19 protein-coding genes are annotated in these 21,465 nt (G+C 37.8%); 8 read left to right on the top strand and 11 right to left on the bottom strand.

Features of this window, described 5'->3' with window-relative positions:
* Positions 1-92 precede the first annotated feature (92 nt).
* The gene (locus H5084_RS09170; RefSeq protein ID WP_182690251.1) at positions 93-1,475 is read left to right on the top strand and encodes a sodium-dependent transporter; all 1,383 of its coding nucleotides are present in this window, start codon (positions 93-95) and stop codon (positions 1,473-1,475) included.
* Between the two features lie 167 nt (positions 1,476-1,642).
* Positions 1,643-1,939 (top strand): HlyU family transcriptional regulator, encoded by a 297-nt coding sequence (locus H5084_RS09165; RefSeq protein ID WP_028867146.1) that lies wholly within the window; start codon positions 1,643-1,645, stop codon positions 1,937-1,939.
* A gap of 331 nt (positions 1,940-2,270) precedes the next feature.
* Here H5084_RS09165 and H5084_RS09160 read toward each other — a convergent pair whose 3' ends face one another.
* Positions 2,271-2,705, bottom strand: a complete 435-nt coding sequence (locus H5084_RS09160) for a MarR family winged helix-turn-helix transcriptional regulator (protein ID WP_182690250.1) — start codon at positions 2,703-2,705, stop codon at positions 2,271-2,273.
* 91 nt (positions 2,706-2,796) lie between these two features.
* Here H5084_RS09160 and H5084_RS09155 point away from each other — a divergent pair, with 91 nt between their 5' ends.
* Entirely contained in the window at positions 2,797-3,537 is a 741-nt protein-coding gene (locus H5084_RS09155; RefSeq protein ID WP_182690249.1) for a siderophore-interacting protein, read from the top strand.
* A gap of 534 nt (positions 3,538-4,071) precedes the next feature.
* On the top strand, positions 4,072-5,343 hold the full coding sequence (locus tag H5084_RS09150) for an O-acetylhomoserine aminocarboxypropyltransferase/cysteine synthase family protein (protein ID WP_182690248.1): 1,272 nt from the start codon (positions 4,072-4,074) through the stop codon (positions 5,341-5,343).
* A 78-nt stretch (positions 5,344-5,421) separates the two neighbouring features.
* On the opposite strand, the gene H5084_RS09145 is transcribed toward H5084_RS09150, so the two are convergent.
* On the bottom strand, positions 5,422-6,414 hold the full coding sequence (locus tag H5084_RS09145; RefSeq protein WP_182690247.1) for a YheT family hydrolase: 993 nt from the start codon (positions 6,412-6,414) through the stop codon (positions 5,422-5,424).
* 110 nt (positions 6,415-6,524) lie between these two features.
* On the opposite strand from H5084_RS09145, the gene H5084_RS09140 reads away from it, so the two are divergent.
* Positions 6,525-7,397, top strand: a complete 873-nt coding sequence (locus H5084_RS09140; protein ID WP_182690246.1) for a carboxylate/amino acid/amine transporter — start codon at positions 6,525-6,527, stop codon at positions 7,395-7,397.
* A 427-nt stretch (positions 7,398-7,824) separates the two neighbouring features.
* Positions 7,825-8,031, top strand: coding sequence for a hypothetical protein (locus tag H5084_RS09135; protein WP_182690245.1), 207 nt, complete (start codon positions 7,825-7,827; stop codon positions 8,029-8,031).
* A gap of 132 nt (positions 8,032-8,163) precedes the next feature.
* On the opposite strand, the gene H5084_RS09130 is transcribed toward H5084_RS09135, so the two are convergent.
* The 9 genes from H5084_RS09130 to H5084_RS09090 form a co-directional block, all read right to left on the bottom strand.
* On the bottom strand, positions 8,164-8,718 hold the full coding sequence (locus H5084_RS09130; RefSeq protein WP_182690244.1) for a sugar O-acetyltransferase: 555 nt from the start codon (positions 8,716-8,718) through the stop codon (positions 8,164-8,166).
* 409 nt (positions 8,719-9,127) lie between these two features.
* Positions 9,128-10,183, bottom strand: a complete 1,056-nt coding sequence (locus H5084_RS09125) for an alcohol dehydrogenase family protein (RefSeq protein WP_220485938.1) — start codon at positions 10,181-10,183, stop codon at positions 9,128-9,130.
* A complete protein-coding gene (locus H5084_RS09120; protein WP_182690242.1) occupies positions 10,183-10,701 on the bottom strand; it encodes a TetR/AcrR family transcriptional regulator in 519 nt (172 codons plus the stop codon). The genes H5084_RS09125 and H5084_RS09120 overlap by 1 nt, the downstream gene beginning before the upstream one ends.
* A gap of 794 nt (positions 10,702-11,495) precedes the next feature.
* Positions 11,496-12,218 carry a DUF3726 domain-containing protein gene (locus H5084_RS09115; RefSeq protein WP_182690241.1) on the bottom strand — a complete coding sequence of 241 codons (723 nt, stop codon included), beginning with the start codon at positions 12,216-12,218 and terminating at the stop codon, positions 11,496-11,498.
* On the bottom strand, positions 12,215-13,957 hold the full coding sequence (locus tag H5084_RS09110; protein WP_259396730.1) for a hypothetical protein: 1,743 nt from the start codon (positions 13,955-13,957) through the stop codon (positions 12,215-12,217). The genes H5084_RS09115 and H5084_RS09110 overlap by 4 nt, the downstream gene beginning before the upstream one ends.
* Before the next feature lie 84 nt (positions 13,958-14,041).
* Entirely contained in the window at positions 14,042-15,667 is a 1,626-nt protein-coding gene (locus H5084_RS09105) for a BCCT family transporter (protein WP_028867157.1), read from the bottom strand.
* Positions 15,668-15,988: 321 nt separating this feature from the next.
* Positions 15,989-17,029: a membrane dipeptidase gene (locus H5084_RS09100; protein WP_182690240.1), complete on the bottom strand. Its 1,041-nt coding sequence runs from the start codon at positions 17,027-17,029 to the stop codon at positions 15,989-15,991.
* A 74-nt stretch (positions 17,030-17,103) separates the two neighbouring features.
* Positions 17,104-18,567 carry an aldehyde dehydrogenase family protein gene (locus H5084_RS09095; RefSeq protein ID WP_182690239.1) on the bottom strand — a complete coding sequence of 488 codons (1,464 nt, stop codon included), beginning with the start codon at positions 18,565-18,567 and terminating at the stop codon, positions 17,104-17,106.
* A 136-nt stretch (positions 18,568-18,703) separates the two neighbouring features.
* Positions 18,704-19,114, bottom strand: coding sequence for a RidA family protein (locus tag H5084_RS09090; RefSeq protein ID WP_182690238.1), 411 nt, complete (start codon positions 19,112-19,114; stop codon positions 18,704-18,706).
* Positions 19,115-19,324: 210 nt separating this feature from the next.
* On the opposite strand from H5084_RS09090, the gene H5084_RS09085 reads away from it, so the two are divergent.
* Together H5084_RS09085 and H5084_RS09080 are read left to right on the top strand one after the other, a co-directional pair.
* Positions 19,325-20,206: a LysR family transcriptional regulator gene (locus H5084_RS09085; RefSeq protein WP_028867160.1), complete on the top strand. Its 882-nt coding sequence runs from the start codon at positions 19,325-19,327 to the stop codon at positions 20,204-20,206.
* A gap of 426 nt (positions 20,207-20,632) precedes the next feature.
* Entirely contained in the window at positions 20,633-21,415 is a 783-nt protein-coding gene (locus tag H5084_RS09080; RefSeq protein ID WP_028867161.1) for an HAD family hydrolase, read from the top strand.
* Positions 21,416-21,465 lie beyond the last annotated feature (50 nt).

Raw genomic sequence — 21,465 nt, 5'->3', positions numbered from 1 at the left:
TTTATTATTCTTACCCAATTATTTACTTAAATTATGTTTTTATACGTTTCAGCTATAAATATATCTATTTTAATTACATCTCAAGGATTTAAATGAACACTGATACACATGTCTCCAATCGATGGTCGAGTCGATACGCGTACGTTTTAGCTGCAACAGGAGCTGCAGTTGGACTTGGTAATATTTGGAAATTTCCGTACATCATGGGTGAAAATGGAGGCGGTGCATTCGTTTTTGTATACCTTTTATGTATTTTCCTAATCGGTATACCGGTGATGATGGCCGAAGTAGTGATCGGTAAACGTGGTCGTTCTACACCAGCTAATGCTATAGCACATGTTGCTACTGAGTCAGGCCATTCTTCGCATTGGTCAATCATTGGTACTATCGGTGTATTAGCGGGTTTCTTAATACTTAGTTTTTACGCAGTAATTGCAGGTTGGGCAGCAGCTTACGTATTTTTTGCTGGCTCAGGCGAGTTCAGTTCTGCGGCTGCAGTACCTGCAACGAATGCAGATGTAATTGGCGCTTTATTTACTGACTTAATTACTAGTGTTTCACAACTGCTTGTTTGGTCTTCATTAACACTTATTGCTGCTGTTTATGTGATTTCAAAAGGCGTAAAGAATGGTTTAGAAACGGCCATTACATACCTAATGCCATCTTTATTACTGCTATTAGTGGGCATTATGCTTTACTCCGCAGTGGTTGGTGATTTTGCATCTGCATTTAGCTTTATGTTCCACATTGACTTTTCTCAGCTTACTATTGAGGGGGCATTAGTTGCATTAGGCCATGCCTTTTTCACGCTGAGCTTAGCAATGGGTATAATGATGATTTATGGTGCTTACCTGCCAAAAGGTGTCTCAATTGTAAAAACATCTATTACTATCGCGATTGCCGATACAGTTGTTGCATTAATTGCGGGCTTAGCTATTTACCCAATCGTATTTGCTAATGGTCTAGAGCCAAGTGCGGGACCAGGTCTATTATTCCAATCGCTTCCACTTGCGTTTGGTTCAATGCCATTTGGTGATTTAGTGGGCACACTATTCTTTATCATGATTGTATTTGCAGCCTTTACTTCAGTAATCGCTTTACTTGAATCCCCTACTGCTTATTTAGCTGAACGTCAAAATATGAGTCGTACCAAAGCCGCTATCATTGCTGGTGTAACAGTTTGGATTTTAAGTCTATTGACTATATTCTCATTTGCAGGAGCAGAATGGACAAAACTATCATTTGGAATGGGCGGAGACATCTTTGAATTCTTAGATTACATCACGGCTAATATTCTATTGCCGCTTGGTGGTATCTTTATCTCAATTTTTGCTGGCTGGGTGATCAAACCAGAAATATTGAAAGAAGAGTTCCAAATGTCAGATACAGCTTTCTCGATTGTATTATTGTTACTGCGTTTTGTAGCACCAATCGGTATTCTATTAGTATTTGCCAATGCTATTGGTTTATTTTAAATATTAGCTTGCTGCGTAAAATAAGCACAATATACTGATTGTTGTGCTTATCCTGTATAACAGTCTATAAGCAACTCATTGAGTTGCTTTTTTTATTACAAATATAAATACAAACAATAATTCAAAATGAGTGTACCGCTACAGACAGGACTTAAGGAGAATATACAATGGGATTTTTATCGAGTATCACCTCGCTTTTTTCAAGCAACACTTCAGAAGCAGCAACAACAGCCGCAGAAGCTGCAAGCGTAGCGTATAATGGCTTTATTATTACGCCTGCTCCGATAGCAGAAGGTGGGCAATTTCGAGTAGCAGCGACGATCACTAAGGGTGAAGATGACACATTACAAACTCATCAATTCATTCGATCTGATTTAGTAGGCAGTCGCGATGAATGTATTGAGATCACCATTAGAAAAGCAAAAATGACCGTTGATCAATTGGCTGATACCCTATTCAATTAGTTTATACTTTCAGCATTGAAAGTTGAGTATAGAAAGTAAATTATAAAAGAATCTCATCGCCCTTTTATTTAGGATCTTATTTAGGATCTTTTTTATCGAGGGCTTATTTTGCTAAATAACCTCAGTTCTGGATAAGCAAAGCGATACAACACCGTTATTTCCGCGGATTTATTCGTTAAATTATCTCTCAATAACCAGTTATTGCTTCAATAATTCGCCTTGAACTACGCAAAACTAGCGGCACTGTATAGCCAAAAAAATATAGTCTTATGATTTTAAATATAATTCCGCTTTCATTAACCAGAATTGAGGTTAAATAATCTCCTCGATATCATCTTTTAGATAATTTCAAATTATTTGTCATCGTCTCACTCACTTTATTAAACACGTGTAGTTCTTCCTGAGATAACCCTTGCAGCATCTGCTGCTTGACTTTTACTTGTGCCTCAGAGATCTGCGTAGCTAAGACTTCTCCATCTTTTGTCAGTGACAAGATCAAGCTACGCTTATCCTCGAGATTTGCTGTTTTAGTGATCCATTTATGATCAATCATTTCTTTAATTAAGCGGGCTATTTGCGATTTGTCTTTATCGAAAAAACACACAATATCATGCGCGGTACAAGATGCATTTTTTTTAATAAATGACAAACACTTTACATGCATTGAATTTAAACCAATTTCATTAGCTTTCAGTGCTGAACGCATCGCTAAACGATAGCAATGAACGATATTGAAAACAGCATTTGAACTAAAATCATTTTTCATAAGGCACCTTTTTAAATTAGTTGACAATATCAACCTAAATACATTATGGTAGACTTTATCAACTAAAATAAATTAATTCAAGGAAAACCCTATGCAATCTAAAAAGCCAAATAAGAATAAGCGATTAACACATGTTTCGCAGGTGATTGACCTTTCACCGCATTTACGTCGCATTGTTGTTACAGGTGATAGCCTTAACGATTTTCCGATTGATCAAGAAGGCTCCTATGTCAAAATTGTGTTGCAAAAAGAGGGTGAAGTCGTGATGCGCTCATATACGATCCGACTATTTGACCGAGAAAAAAATGAGTTATCTTTAGACTTTGTCATTAATCGTCATCAAGGTCCAGCTACTGACTGGGCTCAAAATGCAAAAATAGGCGATAACATTGGTATCGCAGGTCCAGGCCCAATGAAAATAACAAATTATGATCACCACAGTTATTTACTTGTGGGTGACTTAACCTCAATGAATGCATTAAATGGATATATTCCAAAGTTCAAAAAAGAAGCCGATATTAAAGCCATTATCGCAGTGCCTAATCGTAAAGACATTATAAAAATGGATTATGATGATTCGCTTAACACACACTGGTTTATTGAGGATGAAGCCACAATAACATTAGAAGAAACGGTACTCGAGGCAGCTAAGAATATGGCAAAAGATAGTCATGTATTCCTAGGATTAGAAGCCAGTAGTATCCGCGCGCTACGTCCTGTTTTACAAGAAGAGATAGGCTTTGATCGCTTAAATATCTTTGCCGTGGGCTATTGGAAAAAAGGGGTTAATGCTGATCGTTTTGGAGCAGAAAAACGTAATAATCCACTATAATAAAAGGCTAGTTCACCGGAGACAATTTGATTAAATTAAAATGTTAATGAGCTAAATAACAATAGTTTAGTATTTTTGACTACCGGTCATATATATCATTTTCCGTTTACAATGAATTATTTAGCTTTCATTATTTAAAATTAAGAATTTAGTATTAAAGAACAAGCACGCCTTTAAATCACAATTTCTAAAGACTGTTGTTCTTAGATCTTTTTTGCCATCGGGAAACAATTCTCATTGAATAGTGCATATCTGCATAAATTATCCTGCATGCTAAATGATCAAAACTTGCTATAGCTTACAGAAACGACTGCCTTTAATTGCAACATCACTAGTAGCGATTAATATGTTATCTCTGTTTCACTCAAATTGCGTTTATTGTTGTTCATATAAGTTAGCCGATGTACTCGTCACTATTCAGATACAAAAAGTTTAACAATAAAAATTTCTGTTAATTAACGAGTTAAATTACTTATTGAGAACGATATTCTGCAATATGCAGTGAAATGTTTTTAATCATTATTTGGGGTATTTATGAAATTAGAATCACTTGCGTTACACCATGGTTATGAATCAGAAGCGACCACTAGAGCAGCAGCTGTGCCTATCTATCAAACCACTTCTTATACTTTTGATGATACCCAACACGGTGCTGATCTATTTGATTTAAAAGTACCTGGGAATATCTATACGCGCATAATGAACCCAACGACCGATGTATTAGAAAAGCGTGTCGCTGCAATGGAAGGCGGTATCGCGGCACTAGCAGTCGCATCCGGCATGTCAGCCATTACTTATGCTATTCAATGTATCTGTGAAGTTGGCACCAATATCATCAGTACCAGTCAACTTTACGGTGGGACTTACAATCTATTTGCTCATTCATTACCTAAACAAGGCATTGAAACAAGAATGGTTTCTTATGATGACTTTCAAGGGTTTGAAGATGCAATAGATGAAAATACGCGAGCTATCTTCTGTGAATCAATCGGTAATCCGGCCGGTAATATTGTTGATTTGCAAAAGCTAGCCGATATAGCTCATCGCCATGGATTACCATTAATTGTTGATAATACAGTAGCAACACCAGTGCTTTGTCGCCCTTTTGAGTTTGGTGCTGATATTGTAGTGCATTCTCTGACTAAATATATTGGCGGCCATGGTACCTCAATTGGTGGTGCAATCGTCGATTCAGGCAAATTTGACTGGGTTGCTAACAAACAACGTTTTGCCGTATTAAATGAACCAGATCCTTCTTATCATGATGTGGTTTACACTGAAGCCTTTGGACCAGCTGCTTTTATAGGTCGTTGCCGCGTAGTACCTTTACGTAATACAGGCGCTGCTATCTCACCGATGAACTCATTCCAAATTATGCAAGGGCTAGAAACGCTGTGTTTACGTATGGAGAGACATTGTGAAAATGCAGAGAAACTTGCCACTTATTTAAGTAACCATGAAAAAGTCGCTTGGGTTAATTACGCCGCACTTGAAAGCAGTGCTTATTACCAAACTTGTCAAAAGATTTGTGGCGGTAAAGCTTCCGGTGTATTAAGTTTTGGCATTAAAGGTGGCGCTGAAGCTGGCGGTAAATTTATTGATGCACTACAAATGATTTTACGTCTTGTGAATATCGGCGATGCAAAATCCCTCGCTTGTCACCCTGCATCCACCACTCACCGTCAACTTAATGCCAATGAGCTAAAAGCGGCAGGTGTGAGTGAGGAGTTAATCCGTATTTCAGTAGGGATTGAAAACATTGTTGATATCATTGCTGATGTAGAACAAGCATTAGCGAGCGTTTAAGCATTAATTAGCCAATACCCAGACAGTATAGAAATAATCATCACCTTCATTAAGGTGGTGATTATTTAGCTCAAGCAATTACTCAATCGCTTCTTGTTGTTGTTTTACAAGCTCAGAAACTCGGTCACTTGCCCAACTCTCTAGTCGCCAATTCTTAATAAAAGCACAATGCCCCCCTTTCTCTTGCAACTCTATGGTTAACCAAGGCGAGCTAAATAATTCATCCAATTGATCAGCAGGGATCATCGGATCATCTGCCGCAGCAATAATGGTTGTCGCAATCGCCAATTGACTAAGACTCTCACCCAATATTGAATAAGCATCGAAATATGCTTGAAGACTTTTAAATGGCGTATAACCTAATACAAAAAACTCATTCATTTGATCCAATGTTTTTAATTTTTTTAACTTATCGCCGTAATCAAAATGATCGTGATGTTGTAATTTTTTGAATAATGAATTTTTCCATCTTTTTACAAAATATTGCTCATACACAGGAAAACCCGTATTCAGCTTTTGCATCGTTGTTGTTGGATGTAATAATGGGCAAATGGCAATGGCTTGGTGCAAAGCAATGTTTTCAACCTTAGCGATATTAGCCACGCGTAAACAAAAATTACCGCCAAGCGAATAACCACACAAAACATTATGCCTCCCTCCAAATCGCCCGCAGAGATATTTAACCGTTTCCACTACTTCTTGCAAACGTGTTGAATTAAACAAGTCTTTATTAAGGGACTGGGTACCACCATGATCGCGAAAATTTAAACGAAAAACATCATAACCATCATTTAATAATTTTTGACCATTGGAGAGTACATATAAAGACTCTGAGCACCCTTCCCACCCATGTAAAATAATGGCGAGGCCTTTGCTAGCAACCTTAGTATGACTTTTTGTTAGAAAGCCCAGTAGTTTTACACCTTGAGGTGTTGTGATCACATGTCTTTCAGCTGTTTTTAATAATACAGAAGCACGTCTTTTCTCTAATAGCTTTCTCGGCCCAGTGCTGGACAAAATAGATTGTAAATGCTGATTGCTAAGCCCTTTGGCTGGTTTAAATTGACTCAATTTTTTTACCCATATATTTTTAAAATAAAAGCGATAAACATAAACAGATTTACCCTGATCACAGAAATCAGTAAACTAGCCGACATTATATTCAAATGGAATTGTTATTCATGCCAATACTTATTGCCGTCACCTTTTTATGGGCTTTTTCTTTTAGTCTAATTGGCGTTTACCTAGCCGGACAAGTCGATGCATGGTTTTCAGTACTAATGCGAGTTGCGTTAGCGACAATAGTTTTTTTACCGTTTTTAAAACTACAACAAATCAGCATAAAAGTCGCGTTACAATTGATGGTCTGCGGTGCATTCCAACTCGGCATTATGTATGGCTTCTATTATCAATCTTTTTTATACCTTTCAGTCCCGGAAGTTTTACTGTTTACCGTAATGACACCAATTTATATTACGCTGCTGAATGACTTATTAGATCGAAGACTCAATATCGGATTTATTATTAGTGCTTTATTAGCGGTTATTGGCGCGATTGCTATTCGTTATGAGGGTATTGATCAAGGATTCTTGAAAGGGTTGTTAATAGTGCAAGGTGCCAATTTATGTTTTGCAACGGGACAAGTTGGCTACAAACGTATTATTGCAAAAGAGCGTGAAGATTTGCCACAACGTACAGTCTTTGGATGGTTTTTCATTGGCGCATTAACCGTCGTTATCCCGTGTTATTTAGTACTTGGCGATCCTGATAAATTACCGACAACCACCCTACAATGGTCAATTTTGTTTTACTTAGGTATCGTCGCTTCTGGAATAGGTTACTTTGCTTGGAACAAAGGGGCAACGATGGTTAATATCGGTACATTAGCGGTGGCTAATAATTTATTAATTCCAGCAGGCATTATTGTCAATGTGTTATTTTGGAACCGAGATGCAGATATTTTAAGATTATCCATAGGTGCTAGCATTATCTTATTAGCATTGGTAGTCAATGATAAATTTAATCAGAAAATTCATAAGCCTAACGTAGAATGACTAAAAAAGAATAGAAAGGGTTAACCATCTCACGGACTATTTTATAAATGCTCACCATAAAAATAGTCCAACACCTCATTTTTCATGCCCACTCTCATAACTAAATAAAGTTAATAGATGAAAATTTGAAAATGTTTATTGCATAGACCAAACAGCTGCATGTAATTCAAACGCATTTTGCCTATTAATGAACCACATTATTCAGCTATTACTCTACAACCTTCATTTAAATCAAATACATATCATATATCTATCTCTTTACAGGTTCATATATTGATCTATGATAACTTTCTTTAGTACACTCCTTTGCAAAAAATAATGCTTGTAACTCACTGTTTTAAAATATTAGTTGCTCTAAAAGACGAGCAGCTTTAAAAGACGAGTTTTGTATTAGATTGAATGTTTAAAGCATAAGAAAGGTATTGATATGAATAATAATATGAAGTTGTTTTATTTGGTTTTAGTGATCACAGGGTTATTTTGTACCGTGGTAGAAACGCTCACTTCACTACAACATAAATCACCTTCTTTGTTTTTACCTTTTGCGATTCTACTATTTTTTACAGGGATCATTGGCGTATTTAATATTAAGCGAGCAGAGAAAAAAGCAAGGGTCGTTAAATCTGCAAAATAACAGCATCTGAATCGGAATACCTGCTCAAAATAACTGACTCAAAATAACAACGTCAACAATCAGAATAGCTATCTCAAAAAATAACGATCTGGTGTCAACTCAGCGACACCTTGTTTTGCTAATGGGTAAAACTCACGGTATTGTTTTGATTACTTTAGCGGGATTACCACCAATAACAACATTGTCAGGAAAAGACTTTGTCACTACAGCTCCTGAAGCAACGACTATATTATTGCCTAATGTCACACCAGGATTTATTGTTGCGTGTCCACCTATCCAGCAGTTATTACCAATACGTATTGGCTTTGCAAACTCGATTCCAGTTAGTCGCTCGATAGGGTCAATAGGATGACAAGCAGTATAAATACCCACTTGTGGGCCAAGCATGCAGTTGTCACCAATGCTAACTTCAGCACAATCCAATATCACGCAGGCAAAGTTAGCATAAAAATTTTCACCCACTTTAATGTTTTGGCCATAATCACAATTAAAATGTGGCTCTATAGTAATGTCTTTACCGGTACGTCCAAATAACCCCTTTAGCAGCCTTTCTCTTTCTGCTTTTTGGTCTCCATTAGTAGTATTATATTTAGCGGTAACCTCCCTCACATTGAAGCGAATTTGTGACAAGGTCTCATCACTTGGATCATAAAATTCACCCGTAAGCATTTTATCTAGTTCACTCATTTTAATGTCCAACTTATGTTCGAAACGGATCCTCTATACTTAGAGCAGAAACTTATTTATACATACTAAATTCACGTCGTTAGATTCTAGGGTATTGAATATAAATAATTTATTTCATCTTACATTAACCGTCGATTCAATAAGTGATTTAATTTCAAATTGAGGATCGGTCTAGCAATCGGTATGAGTGAGTAATGGCTCTAGCAAGGGGTATGCTCTAGATCGATGTATTGGTACAGTTATACTTACAAATAAAGATAAAACTGTAAGGTGTAAGGGGTGTAAGGTGTCTTACTAACAATATCTCAACAAGACACCTTGCATAATAATTAAAATACTTTTATTTCGATCAAAATGCCCTGCAATAAATAAAATTCAAAGGACATAAAATCAGCATAATCAATCTAATTTATGGATTAGTGATATTTAAAACTATTTTCCCAGTGTGTTTTTTATCTAAGAAAAATTTCTGAGCTGCATTAATTTCTTGCAAAGGAAATGCATGAGCAACAATCGGTTTTATTTTTCCCTGCTCAATGTAATTGACTAGTTTTTGAAACACTTCTGGATTTAATACAGTACAACCAAAGAAACTTAAATCTTTTAAATAAAGCGTTCTAATGTCCAATTCAACTAAAGGGCCACCGATTGCGCCAGATACGGCGTATCGACCACCGGGTTTTAATAATTGTAAAAACTGAGGCCATTGTTTTCCTGCGACTAAGTCGATGACAACATCAATACTGTTTTCTTCTAGTACATCAATTAAATCAGCTTCTCTTGCAACAACCTGATCAACCCCGAGCTCAAGCAGTTGCTGGTTTTTACTTGGACTAGTGATCGCAATGACATAGGCTCCACGTGCTTTGGCAAGCTGAACAGCAGCAGAACCAACTCCACCAGATGCCCCTGAAATTAGCACTCTATCTTTTGCAGTTACTTTCGCACGCGTCAACATATTTTCGGCAGTTGAATAAGAGCACGGAAATGAGGCCAACTCAGTATCACTAAAGTTACTGTTTACTGCATAGGCATGCTTGGCAGCAACCACGGTATATTCTGCAAATCCACCATCACATTCAGATCCATAATACCAAGGTGTTGTCAGATTTTTGCCGTTAACTTCAGTAATACAAGGTTCAATGAGTACTCTTTGACCTATGCGCGCGACCTCTACATTTTCGCCTACGGCTACAATAATGCCGCACACATCAGCCCCTTGTATGCGCGGAAATTCCAGTGCTTGACCAGACCAACTTGCATCAGTACTGCCTCCATCATTCTTCGAATACCAAGCAATGCGAGTATTTATATCAGTATTGTTGACTCCTGCCGCGGCAATACGAATTAATACCTCATTTGAAGTGGGTACAGGTACAGGGATATCATTTCGATATTGCAACATTTCAGGACCACCGTGGCCGATAAGCTGCACGCCTTTCATCGTCTTTGGAATTGTAGTCATCATTTATCCTCTTTTAAAAGTTGTAGTAACGCTTGCTGCGCTGATATTACAGCACTTGCTCCTAACACCGGCCAGGCGCTTGAAACCCCTTCGTGCAATAAAAAAATAACCGTTGCAAGGTCATCTCTCTGGCTTTTCTGCCCTAAAAATTCACGAACATCTTGTTTATGTTGTTTCACTGCTTTATTGATTTGTAAATTATCTGGAAAGGCGGCAATTGCATTCATCGACATGCAGCCATGGGGAGCATATTCTTTCATCCAAAATTCAAGTTGATTAAAAATATGAAGGACAGACTCAAGTCCACCAGCACTTTCTTCTTGATCTAGAAAAGCAAGATATCGTTGATGGCGGTATCCGAGGGCCCCTATTATCATCGCCTCTTTAGACGGATAGTGCTTATATAATGTGCGTAAACTTACGTTACAGGCATTTTTTAAATCAGCTACACTCGGCTCTGCAAAACCATAGAGGCTAAACGCCCTTTCAAGACTCACCGCAATTTCGTCTTTTAACATATAAATCCTATTAGTAGAATGAACGCTCTACACAATGGTAGAGCGTTCACTCTACTTCGTCAACCCTATTCTAAGCTTTTAACTTACCTTCCATTAAAATGCAAAAATCAGTGGCCATGTTCTTCACTAACAAAATTCAGTTAACATCAGCATTTATTCAAAGAAAATAATAATGAGTCATTGTGTTAGTTTTTGATGATGGTTTTTAGTGATACTTTTAAATGAAGGTTCTAAATATAGATGTTTAATATGAGTGTTCGATATAGATATTTAAAATGAGTCTTTAATATAAGTGATTAATATAGGTGATTAATATAGTTGTTTAATATAAAGGTATAAATTGAAATAACCTTGCCGTGATTTTTCATGAATCAATGGCTGCAGTCTTATAATCTGGCCGGTGATGCAGCGGTACAGTTGGCTGACGGTTAAACATACAAGCACTTTTAAACTTTGCTGATCAGTCGTAAATACGCTGACTATGATAAAAGGTATTATAGCAATGCACTAAATAGCTCCCATTATTGTAGGTTAAAATATATCACTGTAGCGTTAGAGTTTTGTAAAAATAACAATCCTTTGGAGCAATTTCAGCATAAATTGATTCACCTTACTTGCCCAATATTTGATCAGATACTTAATAGAATAAGCATTATTAGTATGCATTGGGGTTTTATTGAGAAGTGACATTAATGGAATAGCTGATAAACATCGAGCCTATGCAGCTTTATATTTTTACATGTTATAACCTTTGTTTCCCGTACCTTTATAATCAAAAAGAAACGGGAAAATGATTATTCACCCGCTCCTCTAATCGATTGCTCACTGTTCTCAACTAATATCGCAGTGGCGGTATTTTTTAATAAATCCCACTCATGGTCTTCAACAAAAACCCCTTTATTCCAAGCAGTGTCCTGAATTCCACTGAGGTTTTTAGCATCAATATGCTTGCTATAACCCGACGATAAATTAGCAATATCGAAATCATTAATCGACAGTTCAATGGTCATATCATTTAACCCATTAGCCTCTCGTTGCAGTGTTTCTGCTAAAAATAATTCAGGTAAAACACAACCTCTGTTCAGAATGTATAGCGTGTGTTTAGGACTACTTCCATTATCCCATTGCGCTTTACAAGCAATACCTTTACCGGCCAACATCAATAATTCACTATAGGCCAACCAGCGATTGTGGCAGTTTTTTAACGACAGTTTTAAATGCTTATTAGCAATCATTTGTTCAAGTGCATAATCAATAATCACCGGTAAATGGCAAGCGACACTACTGCCATGCAGATCGGCTATCAAGTGCCCATCAGTGACCTTAATATCAACAGGTTCATCTCTCTCTAAAGAAATAAACTGAGTAGCATTATTAAAATGCTTTACCCCATGCAAACCCACCATTTGTAGATCAGCGACCATATTTGCAATCAAATCAGCTTCACCACACACACGTCGCATACCCAGGAAAGCTTTATTCGTCACTGTAATTAATTCATTGTGTGTAACAATCATTTACTGCTCTCCTGTAGTGCAATTATTGATTTATCTACTGCCGCATCTGTACTTTTATCAACGACTGCTTGCTGAGGTAACACTGGGAATAACCACTCTCCATCATGAATCTCACTCAACAAAGGTGCACCTTGAAAGAAGCTAACCCTTACCCAACGATCTGAACGGGGATCAAATTTAGTCGCCCCAAAAAAAGATAACTTACAGCGTAATAAATGCATCGGTAACGATTGTTTATGCAGCACATTCATCTGAATATCGCCCATTACTTTATTACCTAATGTCCATACTCGACGTGCAATGGCTCTATATTGTGGCTTTTGTAGTAGAAATTCAGCCAAGGTCATTTCTGCAGGACAAGCTAATAAAGCGTAATACAAACGATATACCTGACGACCAATATCTAGTGGTAATTCTCGCTCTTCACCTATCTCCTCACCGCGAACACCCAAACGTGGTTCCTCTTTGTCCTGCGAGCGATACCAAAACCAATAATTGTTTTCTGGTTTGCTAAAATCAGTCTCAATAGCCCAGCGGTATTTGTCATCTAAGAGCATTAATAAATCGTTAACTTTTTTACCTTTTGCCAAGTTTAAACTCTCATGTGTATTGACTTGATCTTCAAAAGCATCAACGAGTTCAGGGTAAATTTCTATTAAACAAGAAATTAAGATTTCTTGAGTTTCTAAACTTAAGTGTTCAGTTGCAATCAGCAAGTCACGCCAGGTTGTACTGGTAGAAATTAAGTCTTTTAATTGACCATTAAAACGTTGTAACTCATTAACTGAGCAATGATTTAACTGTTCTTGATTTTGATTCTGCGTATTCACTTGTTGTAAATGACACACCGCTTTATTGAGTAAAAATAATAATGCTTGATGCTTTGCAAGATCCGCAGGACAGTCTAGTACCAATGTTAATGCAGCTTCACGATTAGACATCCATTGGTCAACAACACAGGGGTGATTAATTAAATAAGGCGCCATGCCCAACCCAGTCGCATTGCCCACACCAAGGTAACGTTTTAGATCATTACTTAAAGGAGATGCTTTTTCACCCCCCTTCTGCTTTGCTAGGTAATCAATCCAATCTAAACTGAACTCACGTAACAAATATACGGCGCACATTTGAGCGCTAAAAGATTGTTTAAAGTCAGGATTGTTCTCCAATATTTTAAAGTCAGCAATACCAAATTTACCATTACCGTAGACAGCGGTAGTGCGAAGAATATACCCCACATCAACCAACTCATCGGAGGTAGGTTGCACACCCTCGGCTAAATGAGAGACAATATGCTCAAACACCCGCACACTTTTATTTGCTCTTGCTAACACCAGCACATTGGTCGGGTTTCTCCCCGCTTCTTGTAAGGGTACATTGGCTTGTAACTGAGCTAATAACTGCTCTGATACTTCTCCATAAACAAGCGCAAAGGTAACGTCCCATTTTTCAGCAATAACACGATCATTACGTTCATCGTCTTCTATCTCATTACAAAAGACCACCAGATGATAAATATGATGAGGTGTCTTAAGTTTATAAATAACGTGCCCAAAACCCTGTGCCGATAGTTGCCAGAGATCCTTAGTGACTTGCCATTTCTGTTGTGCCATTTTACGAATTAAAGTACGAACAAAGCTTATTCTATTGGAATGCATAGCACCCAATCTTTGTGGTGCCATAACAACTTCTGGACGACGCATATTGACGTCATTATTGGTTAAACGATGTGCTTCCATACTGCTCACCACCTTTCAGTGTAAATGGTTTGTATTTGGGCGCGATTTTAGCGCCCTTGTTGCTTAAAATCTTTACTACGACCTTTATAAACCCTGTTCTTTTGCCATTTTCATCGCAATTTGAGGGGCATTCCACAAAGACGGTAATAAGATAATTGACACTGGTACAGCAGTGATAATGATGAAGGACTGCAGTGCAGATATTCCACCTGATCCTATAGAAATCAAAATCAATGCAGTCAAGCCCATCATCGCCCCCCAGAATATACGAATCATTGCATTTGGTTCAGTTTCACCACTGATCACCACACTGATGGTATAGGTCATTGAGTCCCCGGTAGTGACAATAAAAATGGTAGTTAATATCAAAAATAGAATCGAGATCAGCATCGGAAACGGTAATTGAGAGGTTACAGCCAATAAGGCGCCCGGTAAGTTAAAACCTTCAAAGGCTTTACTAACACTACCAGGTTCTGCAATTTCAAACGCTAACCCTGAACCACCCACTACGGTGAACCAAAAACATGTTACCAACGGTGCTATGATACTGATCGTGCACACTAGCTGACGAATACTTCTGCCGCGGGAAATACGCGCAATGAAGATCGCCATCATCGGGCCATAACCTAGGAACCATCCCCAAAAGAATACCGTCCACCAGCTTAACCAACCTTCATCACCTCGGAATGTTGCCATCGGAATAAAGTTATTAACTAGACCACCAACCCCTTGAATATAACCATTGATTATAAAGTTGGTTGGACCAAAAATTAAAATATAAAGCATTAACGCAGAAGCGAGGATCACGTTATAGCGGCTTAACATTTGCATTCCACGGTTGAGGCCACTTAATGCAGATAACGTATATAAAACAATAGCAAACATGATAATTACAAGCTGTGTGGTAAAACCATCAGGGATCTCAAATAAAACGTTTAATGCATAGCTAACTTGTAAGCCTAAGAACCCAATAGGTCCTATGGTGCCAGCGGCAACGGCGACAATACAACACGCATCAATCAATGCTCCGGTATGGCCTTTTAATGCTCGCTCACCAAGCAAAGGATAAAGCAGAATACGTGGTTTTAATGGCAAGCCTTTATTGTAATGCAGGTGCATCACAACAATAGACGTTAAACTCCCGACGATAGCCCAAGCAAGGAATCCCCAATGCATAAATGATTGTGATAATGCATTAAAAGCAACTTGTTGCACATCATCTGAAGGACCATATAAAGGAGGAGGACTAACAAAATGAGCAATTGGTTCTGCAGCAGCCCAAAACACACCGCCACCGGCCAATAAAGTACAAAAGATAATTGCCATCCAACGGAAACCATCCATTTCAGGTTTATCAATTCCGCCCAAAATAACTTTACCGGTTCGACCAGCCGCTAAAGCAAGACCAATTAAAAAAGTCAGTAATAACAGTACTTGCCAATAAGGACCAAACACATTAACTGCCCATGAAAAGCCTTGGTTGACGATACTGGCCAACAGTTCGCCATCGTACAAAGCCAGTAATACAAACAAACAAATAAAGCCGCCGCTGTACCAAAAAGTAGGATTACCTAAAGCTAACTTGGCAGCCGTCGAGCTTTTATCTATGTTCGAACTTGCATCTAATTGCTGCTTCGCATCAGTTAATTTATTACTTGCAACAAGTGTATTATCAACACCTGAAACTTTCATACTAGTTAAATCAGTCATATCTGACTCCTAAAAGGTTTGTCATGCTAATTTTTTAATTAAGGCGTCTGTTTAAGTACAAAACAAAGCTATTGATTAAAGTAACTAATTGTTCTAAATACAAAATAAATAATTAAAACATATAGTTACAATACAAATAATTATAATGAATAGCGTCGCTCAGTTAGCTTTTACAAGCGTAAATAGACTGTTAATTAGTAAATTCGCTTTCACTGCATATATCAAAGAAGAAAGGCAATTGGTCACTATCAATAGAGGCACTTTTAAAGTGCCCCCCTTGTTCAATTGCTTATCACTATTGATACACACTTTATTTACCACCTAACCAATAATTTTATATTGAGCAGATGACTCCATGTGTGGGGTACTTTTTTTGGAGATTGGTGCGAGTCCTTGTTCTAAGAAGTTGCACCAATTACCACCAAGTATTAACCCAGTCTCAGATTCATTGAACCCATGACTTATTAATCCGTTATAAATATTTTCCATACCAGCACTACCGCAGAACCAAGGTAATGAATCAGGCCAACCCGCATTACCCGCAGAACCTTCACCATAATCCATGTCTTTTGACCAACGCCCATTACGCATCCATTGCAATACACTTTGTGGTTGGTTTAGACATAAATCACTGCCGATGCCTAAGTGTTCAACCCCGACCATATCCGCTGTTTTAGCGACCATTTGACAAAATTGTTGCAATGTACATTGGCTTCCATTTGGTAAATGGAAGGGATATAAGCTAAAACCTAATAAACCACCATTTGCAGCTAATGCTTTAATCACGGTATCTGATTTGTTACGTAAAGCATCGTAGGCAAAACTAGGGTTTGCATGACTGATGCAAATTGGACGAGAAGACAGCTCAATCGCTTCCAGCGTAGAACGCTCCGCACTGTGTGACATATCAATAATCATTCCAACGCGATTCATTTCTTCTATCGCCTGCTTCCCAAAGCGAGTAATGCCTGTATCGTTCTTTTCATAACATCCCGTCGCCAATAAGCTTTGGTTGTTATAAGTCAGCTGCATAATCAGTAAACCTTGTTGACGCATCACTTCAATCAAACCTATCTCATCATCAATAGAGGAGCAGTTTTGCGCGCCAAAAAATATACCGACCTTACCCTGTGCTTTGGCAGTTTTAATGTCTGCCAAAGAATGGATAGGCATAATTAAATCTGCATTTTGCTCAAACCGTAAATTCCACTCAGCAAAACGGCTTAAGGTTTCGCGTGCATTTTCGTGATAAACCAAAGTAGCGTGTACCGCTGTGATACCACTTGCTTGAAGCGTTTGAAAATACTCTCTGCTCCAATTGCAATACTGCAATCCATCAATCACAATTTGTTTTTGATACATAATATTTCCTTACTCTCACCCTTTGTTAATTTGAACTCAGTACTAATCCGTTGTTAATCTATATGTAACTGACTTTAATAAGGACGTTGATAAGTTGTTTTAACGACGGTGTAGAACTCTTTCGCATATTGACCTTGTTCTCTTGGACCAAAACTAGACTCTTTACGTCCGCCAAATGGCACGTGATAATCTGTTCCTGCCGTTGCTAGGTTAACCATTACACAGCCTGTTTGAGCTTGTTCTTTGAACATCGCACTACTACGTAAACTCTGAGTAATAATGCCGCCAGTTAGGCCAAAACGGGTGTCATTAACCGTTGCGATACCTTCTTCTAAATCGGCAACACGGATCACACTCGCCATTGGAGCAAACACTTCTTCTTGGTTAACTTCCCAACTATTTTTTGTATCTAACAACAAAGTCGGAGACATGTAATAACCTTCATGTTCGAGATTTAATCGCTCTCCACCAAAGCCTATTTCAGCACCGCTAGTTGTTGCATTATTCAGCCATGCAAAGTTTGACTCGAGTTGTTTTGAATCAACTACTGGCCCCATGAAAACACCTTCTTTTAATGCATGGCCGACGGTTAGTTCACTCATACGTTTGATTAATGCTTCCACGTAAACATCGTGTACTTTATCCATTACCACTAAACGTGACGAGGCAGTACATTTTTGACCAGAACCTGAAAATGAACCGGCGATAGTCGCTTCAACCGCAATTTGTATATCTGCATCATCTGCAATTAATAGTGCATTTTTACTGCCCATTTCTAATTGGCTTCGAACGAAATTTGGAGCAGTTGCCGCCGCTACTTTACGACCAGTTTCCACTGAGCCAGTAAAGCTCACGCCACTAATCTCTTTACTGTGGATCAAGGCATTACCAACTTCAGAACCATTACCTAAGACAAGGTTAAATGTGCCTGCCGGTAAACCTTGGCGAGAAATAATTTCCGTTAATGCAACTGCACTAGCAGGTGTTAAATTCGCAGGCTTCCAAATCACACTATTGCCAAATGCAAGTGCAGGCGCTATTTTCCAAGCTGCAGTAGCTGTTGGGAAATTCCAAGGAGAGATAATCGCAATCACCCCCACGGCTTCACGCGTGACATCAACTGAAACACCTGGTCTCACTGAATCTGCGTTATCACCAATTTGACGTAATACTTCAGCGGCAAAATATTGGAAAAATTGACCTGCACGATAAATTTCACCTCTTCCCTCTAAAAAAGGCTTACCTTCTTCACTAGATAATAAACGTCCTAGCTCATCGCAACGTGCAATCAGTTCATCACCAATCGCTTGTAATACTGACTGTTTACGCTCAAGAGGGGTTTTTTCCCATTCTGGTTGCGCATGTTTTGCTGCAGAAATCGCTTGTGCTACTTGTGCTGAACTCGCTTGAGCAAAGTGTCCTAGTGTTTGACTAATGTCAGACGGGTTAATATTAGCAATCGTGCTAACACCTGCTTGCCATTCTCCAGCAATATAAAGAGATTTTTCTGCTTGAATATTTTGTGCTTGAGCTGTCATGTTTATTTCCTTTTGTATTCGTTAGCGATGATGTTTTTTACATTTATTAACAAACTAGCGCTGTATTCTTTAATAGATAATTTTTAATAAACATTTACTAATAGATAACTGCTAATAAACATTTACTAATAAATAGTTACTGATCAGACTGAACCGATGCATAGACGACTAATTCCACCAGCATCTCTTCTCTCGCAAGCCCTGCAACTACTACTGCAGCACGATTTGGATAAGGTGCTTTAAAATACTCGGCATAAATATCATTAACTGTTTTTAGGTATGCACGATCGGTGACGTAAATTAACACCTGAACCACTGAATCTAAAGATTCTCCTGCCGACTCTAAGGTGTGTGCTAGGTTTTCAAGCGTTTGTCGTGTTTGTGCTTCAATTCCACCAGGAACAACAACACCACTTTGATCAATAGGAATTTGTGCGGTATACAAAGTGCCATTATTAACAACAGCCCATTCAAGTGGAGCTTTTGACGCAAAAAGCGCTGTTTTAACTGCATATTTATTATTCTGTACTGCTACGCTTTGATTCATTTTTTCGCTCTCCTTATAAAGTGAAAATATACTAACCTTTGACTATTGATAAATATAACGGTAAATTTAATCAAAGTGATAAATTAAACTTATCACTTTTAGAGTTAATGTAATATAAACAGACGGCGTATAATGCTTGTTGTCGGCTATACATTGCTGTTGATGAATCGAAAGCAGCAAGTCTTGAATATGTGCGATCAGGAATAAACCATGAGCTTTAAAATCCAACAATTAAAACACTTTATTTTGGTCGTCGAATCAGGAGGATTTCGCGCAGCAGCCGAACTTGCAAACCGTTCGCAAGCAGCACTTTCAACGTCAATAAAGGAGCTAGAACGTATCTTAGGGCAGTCTCTTTTTGAAGCCGGCAACAAATCAACATTAACTCCCTATGGTGAGATATGTTTACCAAGAATCAAACAATTTATCAATATTTACAATACCTTAGAGTACGATCTAAAAGCGGCAGCAGCAGGAAAACAAGGTAAGGTTAGAATTGCCAGTGTCCCCTCTGTAGCCGCTAAATTGATTCCAAGTGTGCTAGGTGTGTTTTATGAAAAATACCCTAACGTAGAAGTCAGTTTAATCGATGACAATGCGGCAGGGGTAGAGGCACGTTTGCTATCTGGTGATGTTGATTTAGCATTAGGTAATTGTTCTTATATTGACGAACAGAAGATTTCATTTACACCTTTAATTTCTGACCCCATTGGAGTGGTATGCCTCAAAGATAATCCATTAGCAGCCCAGACTAAAGGTATAGAATGGCAAGCATTGTTAGATCAACCTTTCATTCGAAATGGGACCTGTGTCTTACTTGACCCTACTCCCGCTCGAATACTCAGTGAAAAAGCGATTTGTTCAGTCGAAAATATCACCTCTTTATTTTCGGTTTTAGAACTGGGCATAGGCGTAACAACATTGCCTAAATTAGCTTTTCCAACACACTCCACACACTTAACTTGGATCCCATTGATAGACCCACTCATTGAGCGACAAATTGGTATTTTCCGTTTAATTGATAAAATAATGTACCCTCAAGCACTAGCCTTTCATGATCTGTGTATTCAATATCTTAATAACTCCGAATAAAATGGCTTAAAGTAAAATGGCTTAAAATAAGTTGGTATTGCAGTGGCAATCAAATTTCCCAATTAACTTTCCCAATCAAAATACAAAACCTACTAGCCATAACCAAATAAACTTTCCCAATCAAAATACAAAACCTACTAGCCATAACCAAATAAACTATTTGTTATATGTGGCTATCTAAATGTACTAAATCTGAAGGTATGAAAATCATTGGTTGCTCCCTGCTTATAATTTGAGGTGCCCATTTAAGGCCTATAGCTGTTTTACCAATTACAGGTAATGAGTATCAAGGCAGTTAATCATTTGAAAGGTGGTAATAGTGCAGCTTACCAGAGCGTTTGAGCTAGCGACTCAACATTGCATTTTGATTGGTAACCGCTATATGTCATGATTACCTTAATAAATGAAAGAAAAGGAATACATTGCATGAAATTAGTGGCTTCAGATTACGATAAAACCTTCCATCGACACGATCAACAAGATTTAGAAACCAACATGAATGCAGTCACGAAGTGGCGAAATAAAGGCAATATCTTTGCCATCAGCACTGGTCGAGATGTTGCTAGTATGCTAAATGAAAAAAGAATGAGAAATATAGAATATGACTACATTGTTTCTCTAAATGGCTCATTTGTTGTTGATATAGATAACAATGTATTGTTTAAACAGCCTTTAGAAAATCAATTAGCCAGAGATTTGGTGACCATGCTAAGAGAAAAAATGGGCGATGAAATTAATATATCCAATGGATTTGACGGTTTCAATATGACTCATAAAAGTGCCAGCCTCACCAATGCAGTATCCAAAGAAATATTCGATAGAAATTCAACAATATATACAAAAACCATGCAAGCCGCGCTAGATGACGATGTGTTATTAATTGGTTGTTTAAATGATAATTTTGAACAGGCAGAACAACTCAAAAAAGAGATCCTACTCAAATATGAAAACCAAGTAGAAGTTTTTCTGAATTTAAATTATATAAACATAGTACCTAAAGGTATCAGTAAAGCCACGGGTGTTGGTATTGTCATAGAACATATTGGTATAGATGAACAGTTTGTATCTGTTATAGGGGATGATTTAAACGATATCCCGATGATAGAAAGATACAAGGGTTATACGGTAAATAATGCAAGAGATGATGTGAAAGCAGCCTCTGTAAAATCATATGACAGTGTTGCTAAATTAATTGAAGACGTTTATTAAATAATAAAACTTTATAGATTAAAAGCTATATAGATTGGAGATATTTTAGA

Origin of the sequence: Psychromonas sp. SR45-3, from assembly GCF_014163575.1 — a bacterium.
Lineage (GTDB): Bacteria > Pseudomonadota > Gammaproteobacteria > Enterobacterales > Psychromonadaceae > Psychromonas > Psychromonas arctica.
Note: the sequence above shows the minus strand (reverse complement) of the source record. Positions and strands in the feature narration are given on the sequence as shown.

What these genes read in the sequence shown, in the direction of transcription:
- H5084_RS09170 (WP_182690251.1), top strand. Translation starts at nt 93, where the DNA reads ATGAACACTGATACACATGTCTCCAATCGATGGTCGAGTCGATACGCG.
- H5084_RS09165 (WP_028867146.1), top strand. Translation starts at nt 1,643, where the DNA reads ATGGGATTTTTATCGAGTATCACCTCGCTTTTTTCAAGCAACACTTCA.
- H5084_RS09160 (WP_182690250.1), bottom strand. Translation starts at nt 2,705, where the DNA reads ATGAAAAATGATTTTAGTTCAAATGCTGTTTTCAATATCGTTCATTGC.
- H5084_RS09155 (WP_182690249.1), top strand. Translation starts at nt 2,797, where the DNA reads ATGCAATCTAAAAAGCCAAATAAGAATAAGCGATTAACACATGTTTCG.
- H5084_RS09150 (WP_182690248.1), top strand. Translation starts at nt 4,072, where the DNA reads ATGAAATTAGAATCACTTGCGTTACACCATGGTTATGAATCAGAAGCG.
- H5084_RS09140 (WP_182690246.1), top strand. Translation starts at nt 6,525, where the DNA reads ATGCCAATACTTATTGCCGTCACCTTTTTATGGGCTTTTTCTTTTAGT.
- H5084_RS09135 (WP_182690245.1), top strand. Translation starts at nt 7,825, where the DNA reads ATGAATAATAATATGAAGTTGTTTTATTTGGTTTTAGTGATCACAGGG.
- H5084_RS09130 (WP_182690244.1), bottom strand. Translation starts at nt 8,718, where the DNA reads ATGAGTGAACTAGATAAAATGCTTACGGGTGAATTTTATGATCCAAGT.
- H5084_RS09125 (WP_220485938.1), bottom strand. Translation starts at nt 10,183, where the DNA reads ATGACTACAATTCCAAAGACGATGAAAGGCGTGCAGCTTATCGGCCAC.
- H5084_RS09120 (WP_182690242.1), bottom strand. Translation starts at nt 10,701, where the DNA reads ATGTTAAAAGACGAAATTGCGGTGAGTCTTGAAAGGGCGTTTAGCCTC.
- H5084_RS09115 (WP_182690241.1), bottom strand. Translation starts at nt 12,218, where the DNA reads ATGATTGTTACACACAATGAATTAATTACAGTGACGAATAAAGCTTTC.
- H5084_RS09110 (WP_259396730.1), bottom strand. Translation starts at nt 13,957, where the DNA reads ATGGAAGCACATCGTTTAACCAATAATGACGTCAATATGCGTCGTCCA.
- H5084_RS09105 (WP_028867157.1), bottom strand. Translation starts at nt 15,667, where the DNA reads ATGACTGATTTAACTAGTATGAAAGTTTCAGGTGTTGATAATACACTT.
- H5084_RS09100 (WP_182690240.1), bottom strand. Translation starts at nt 17,029, where the DNA reads ATGTATCAAAAACAAATTGTGATTGATGGATTGCAGTATTGCAATTGG.
- H5084_RS09095 (WP_182690239.1), bottom strand. Translation starts at nt 18,567, where the DNA reads ATGACAGCTCAAGCACAAAATATTCAAGCAGAAAAATCTCTTTATATT.
- H5084_RS09090 (WP_182690238.1), bottom strand. Translation starts at nt 19,114, where the DNA reads ATGAATCAAAGCGTAGCAGTACAGAATAATAAATATGCAGTTAAAACA.
- H5084_RS09085 (WP_028867160.1), top strand. Translation starts at nt 19,325, where the DNA reads ATGAGCTTTAAAATCCAACAATTAAAACACTTTATTTTGGTCGTCGAA.
- H5084_RS09080 (WP_028867161.1), top strand. Translation starts at nt 20,633, where the DNA reads ATGAAATTAGTGGCTTCAGATTACGATAAAACCTTCCATCGACACGAT.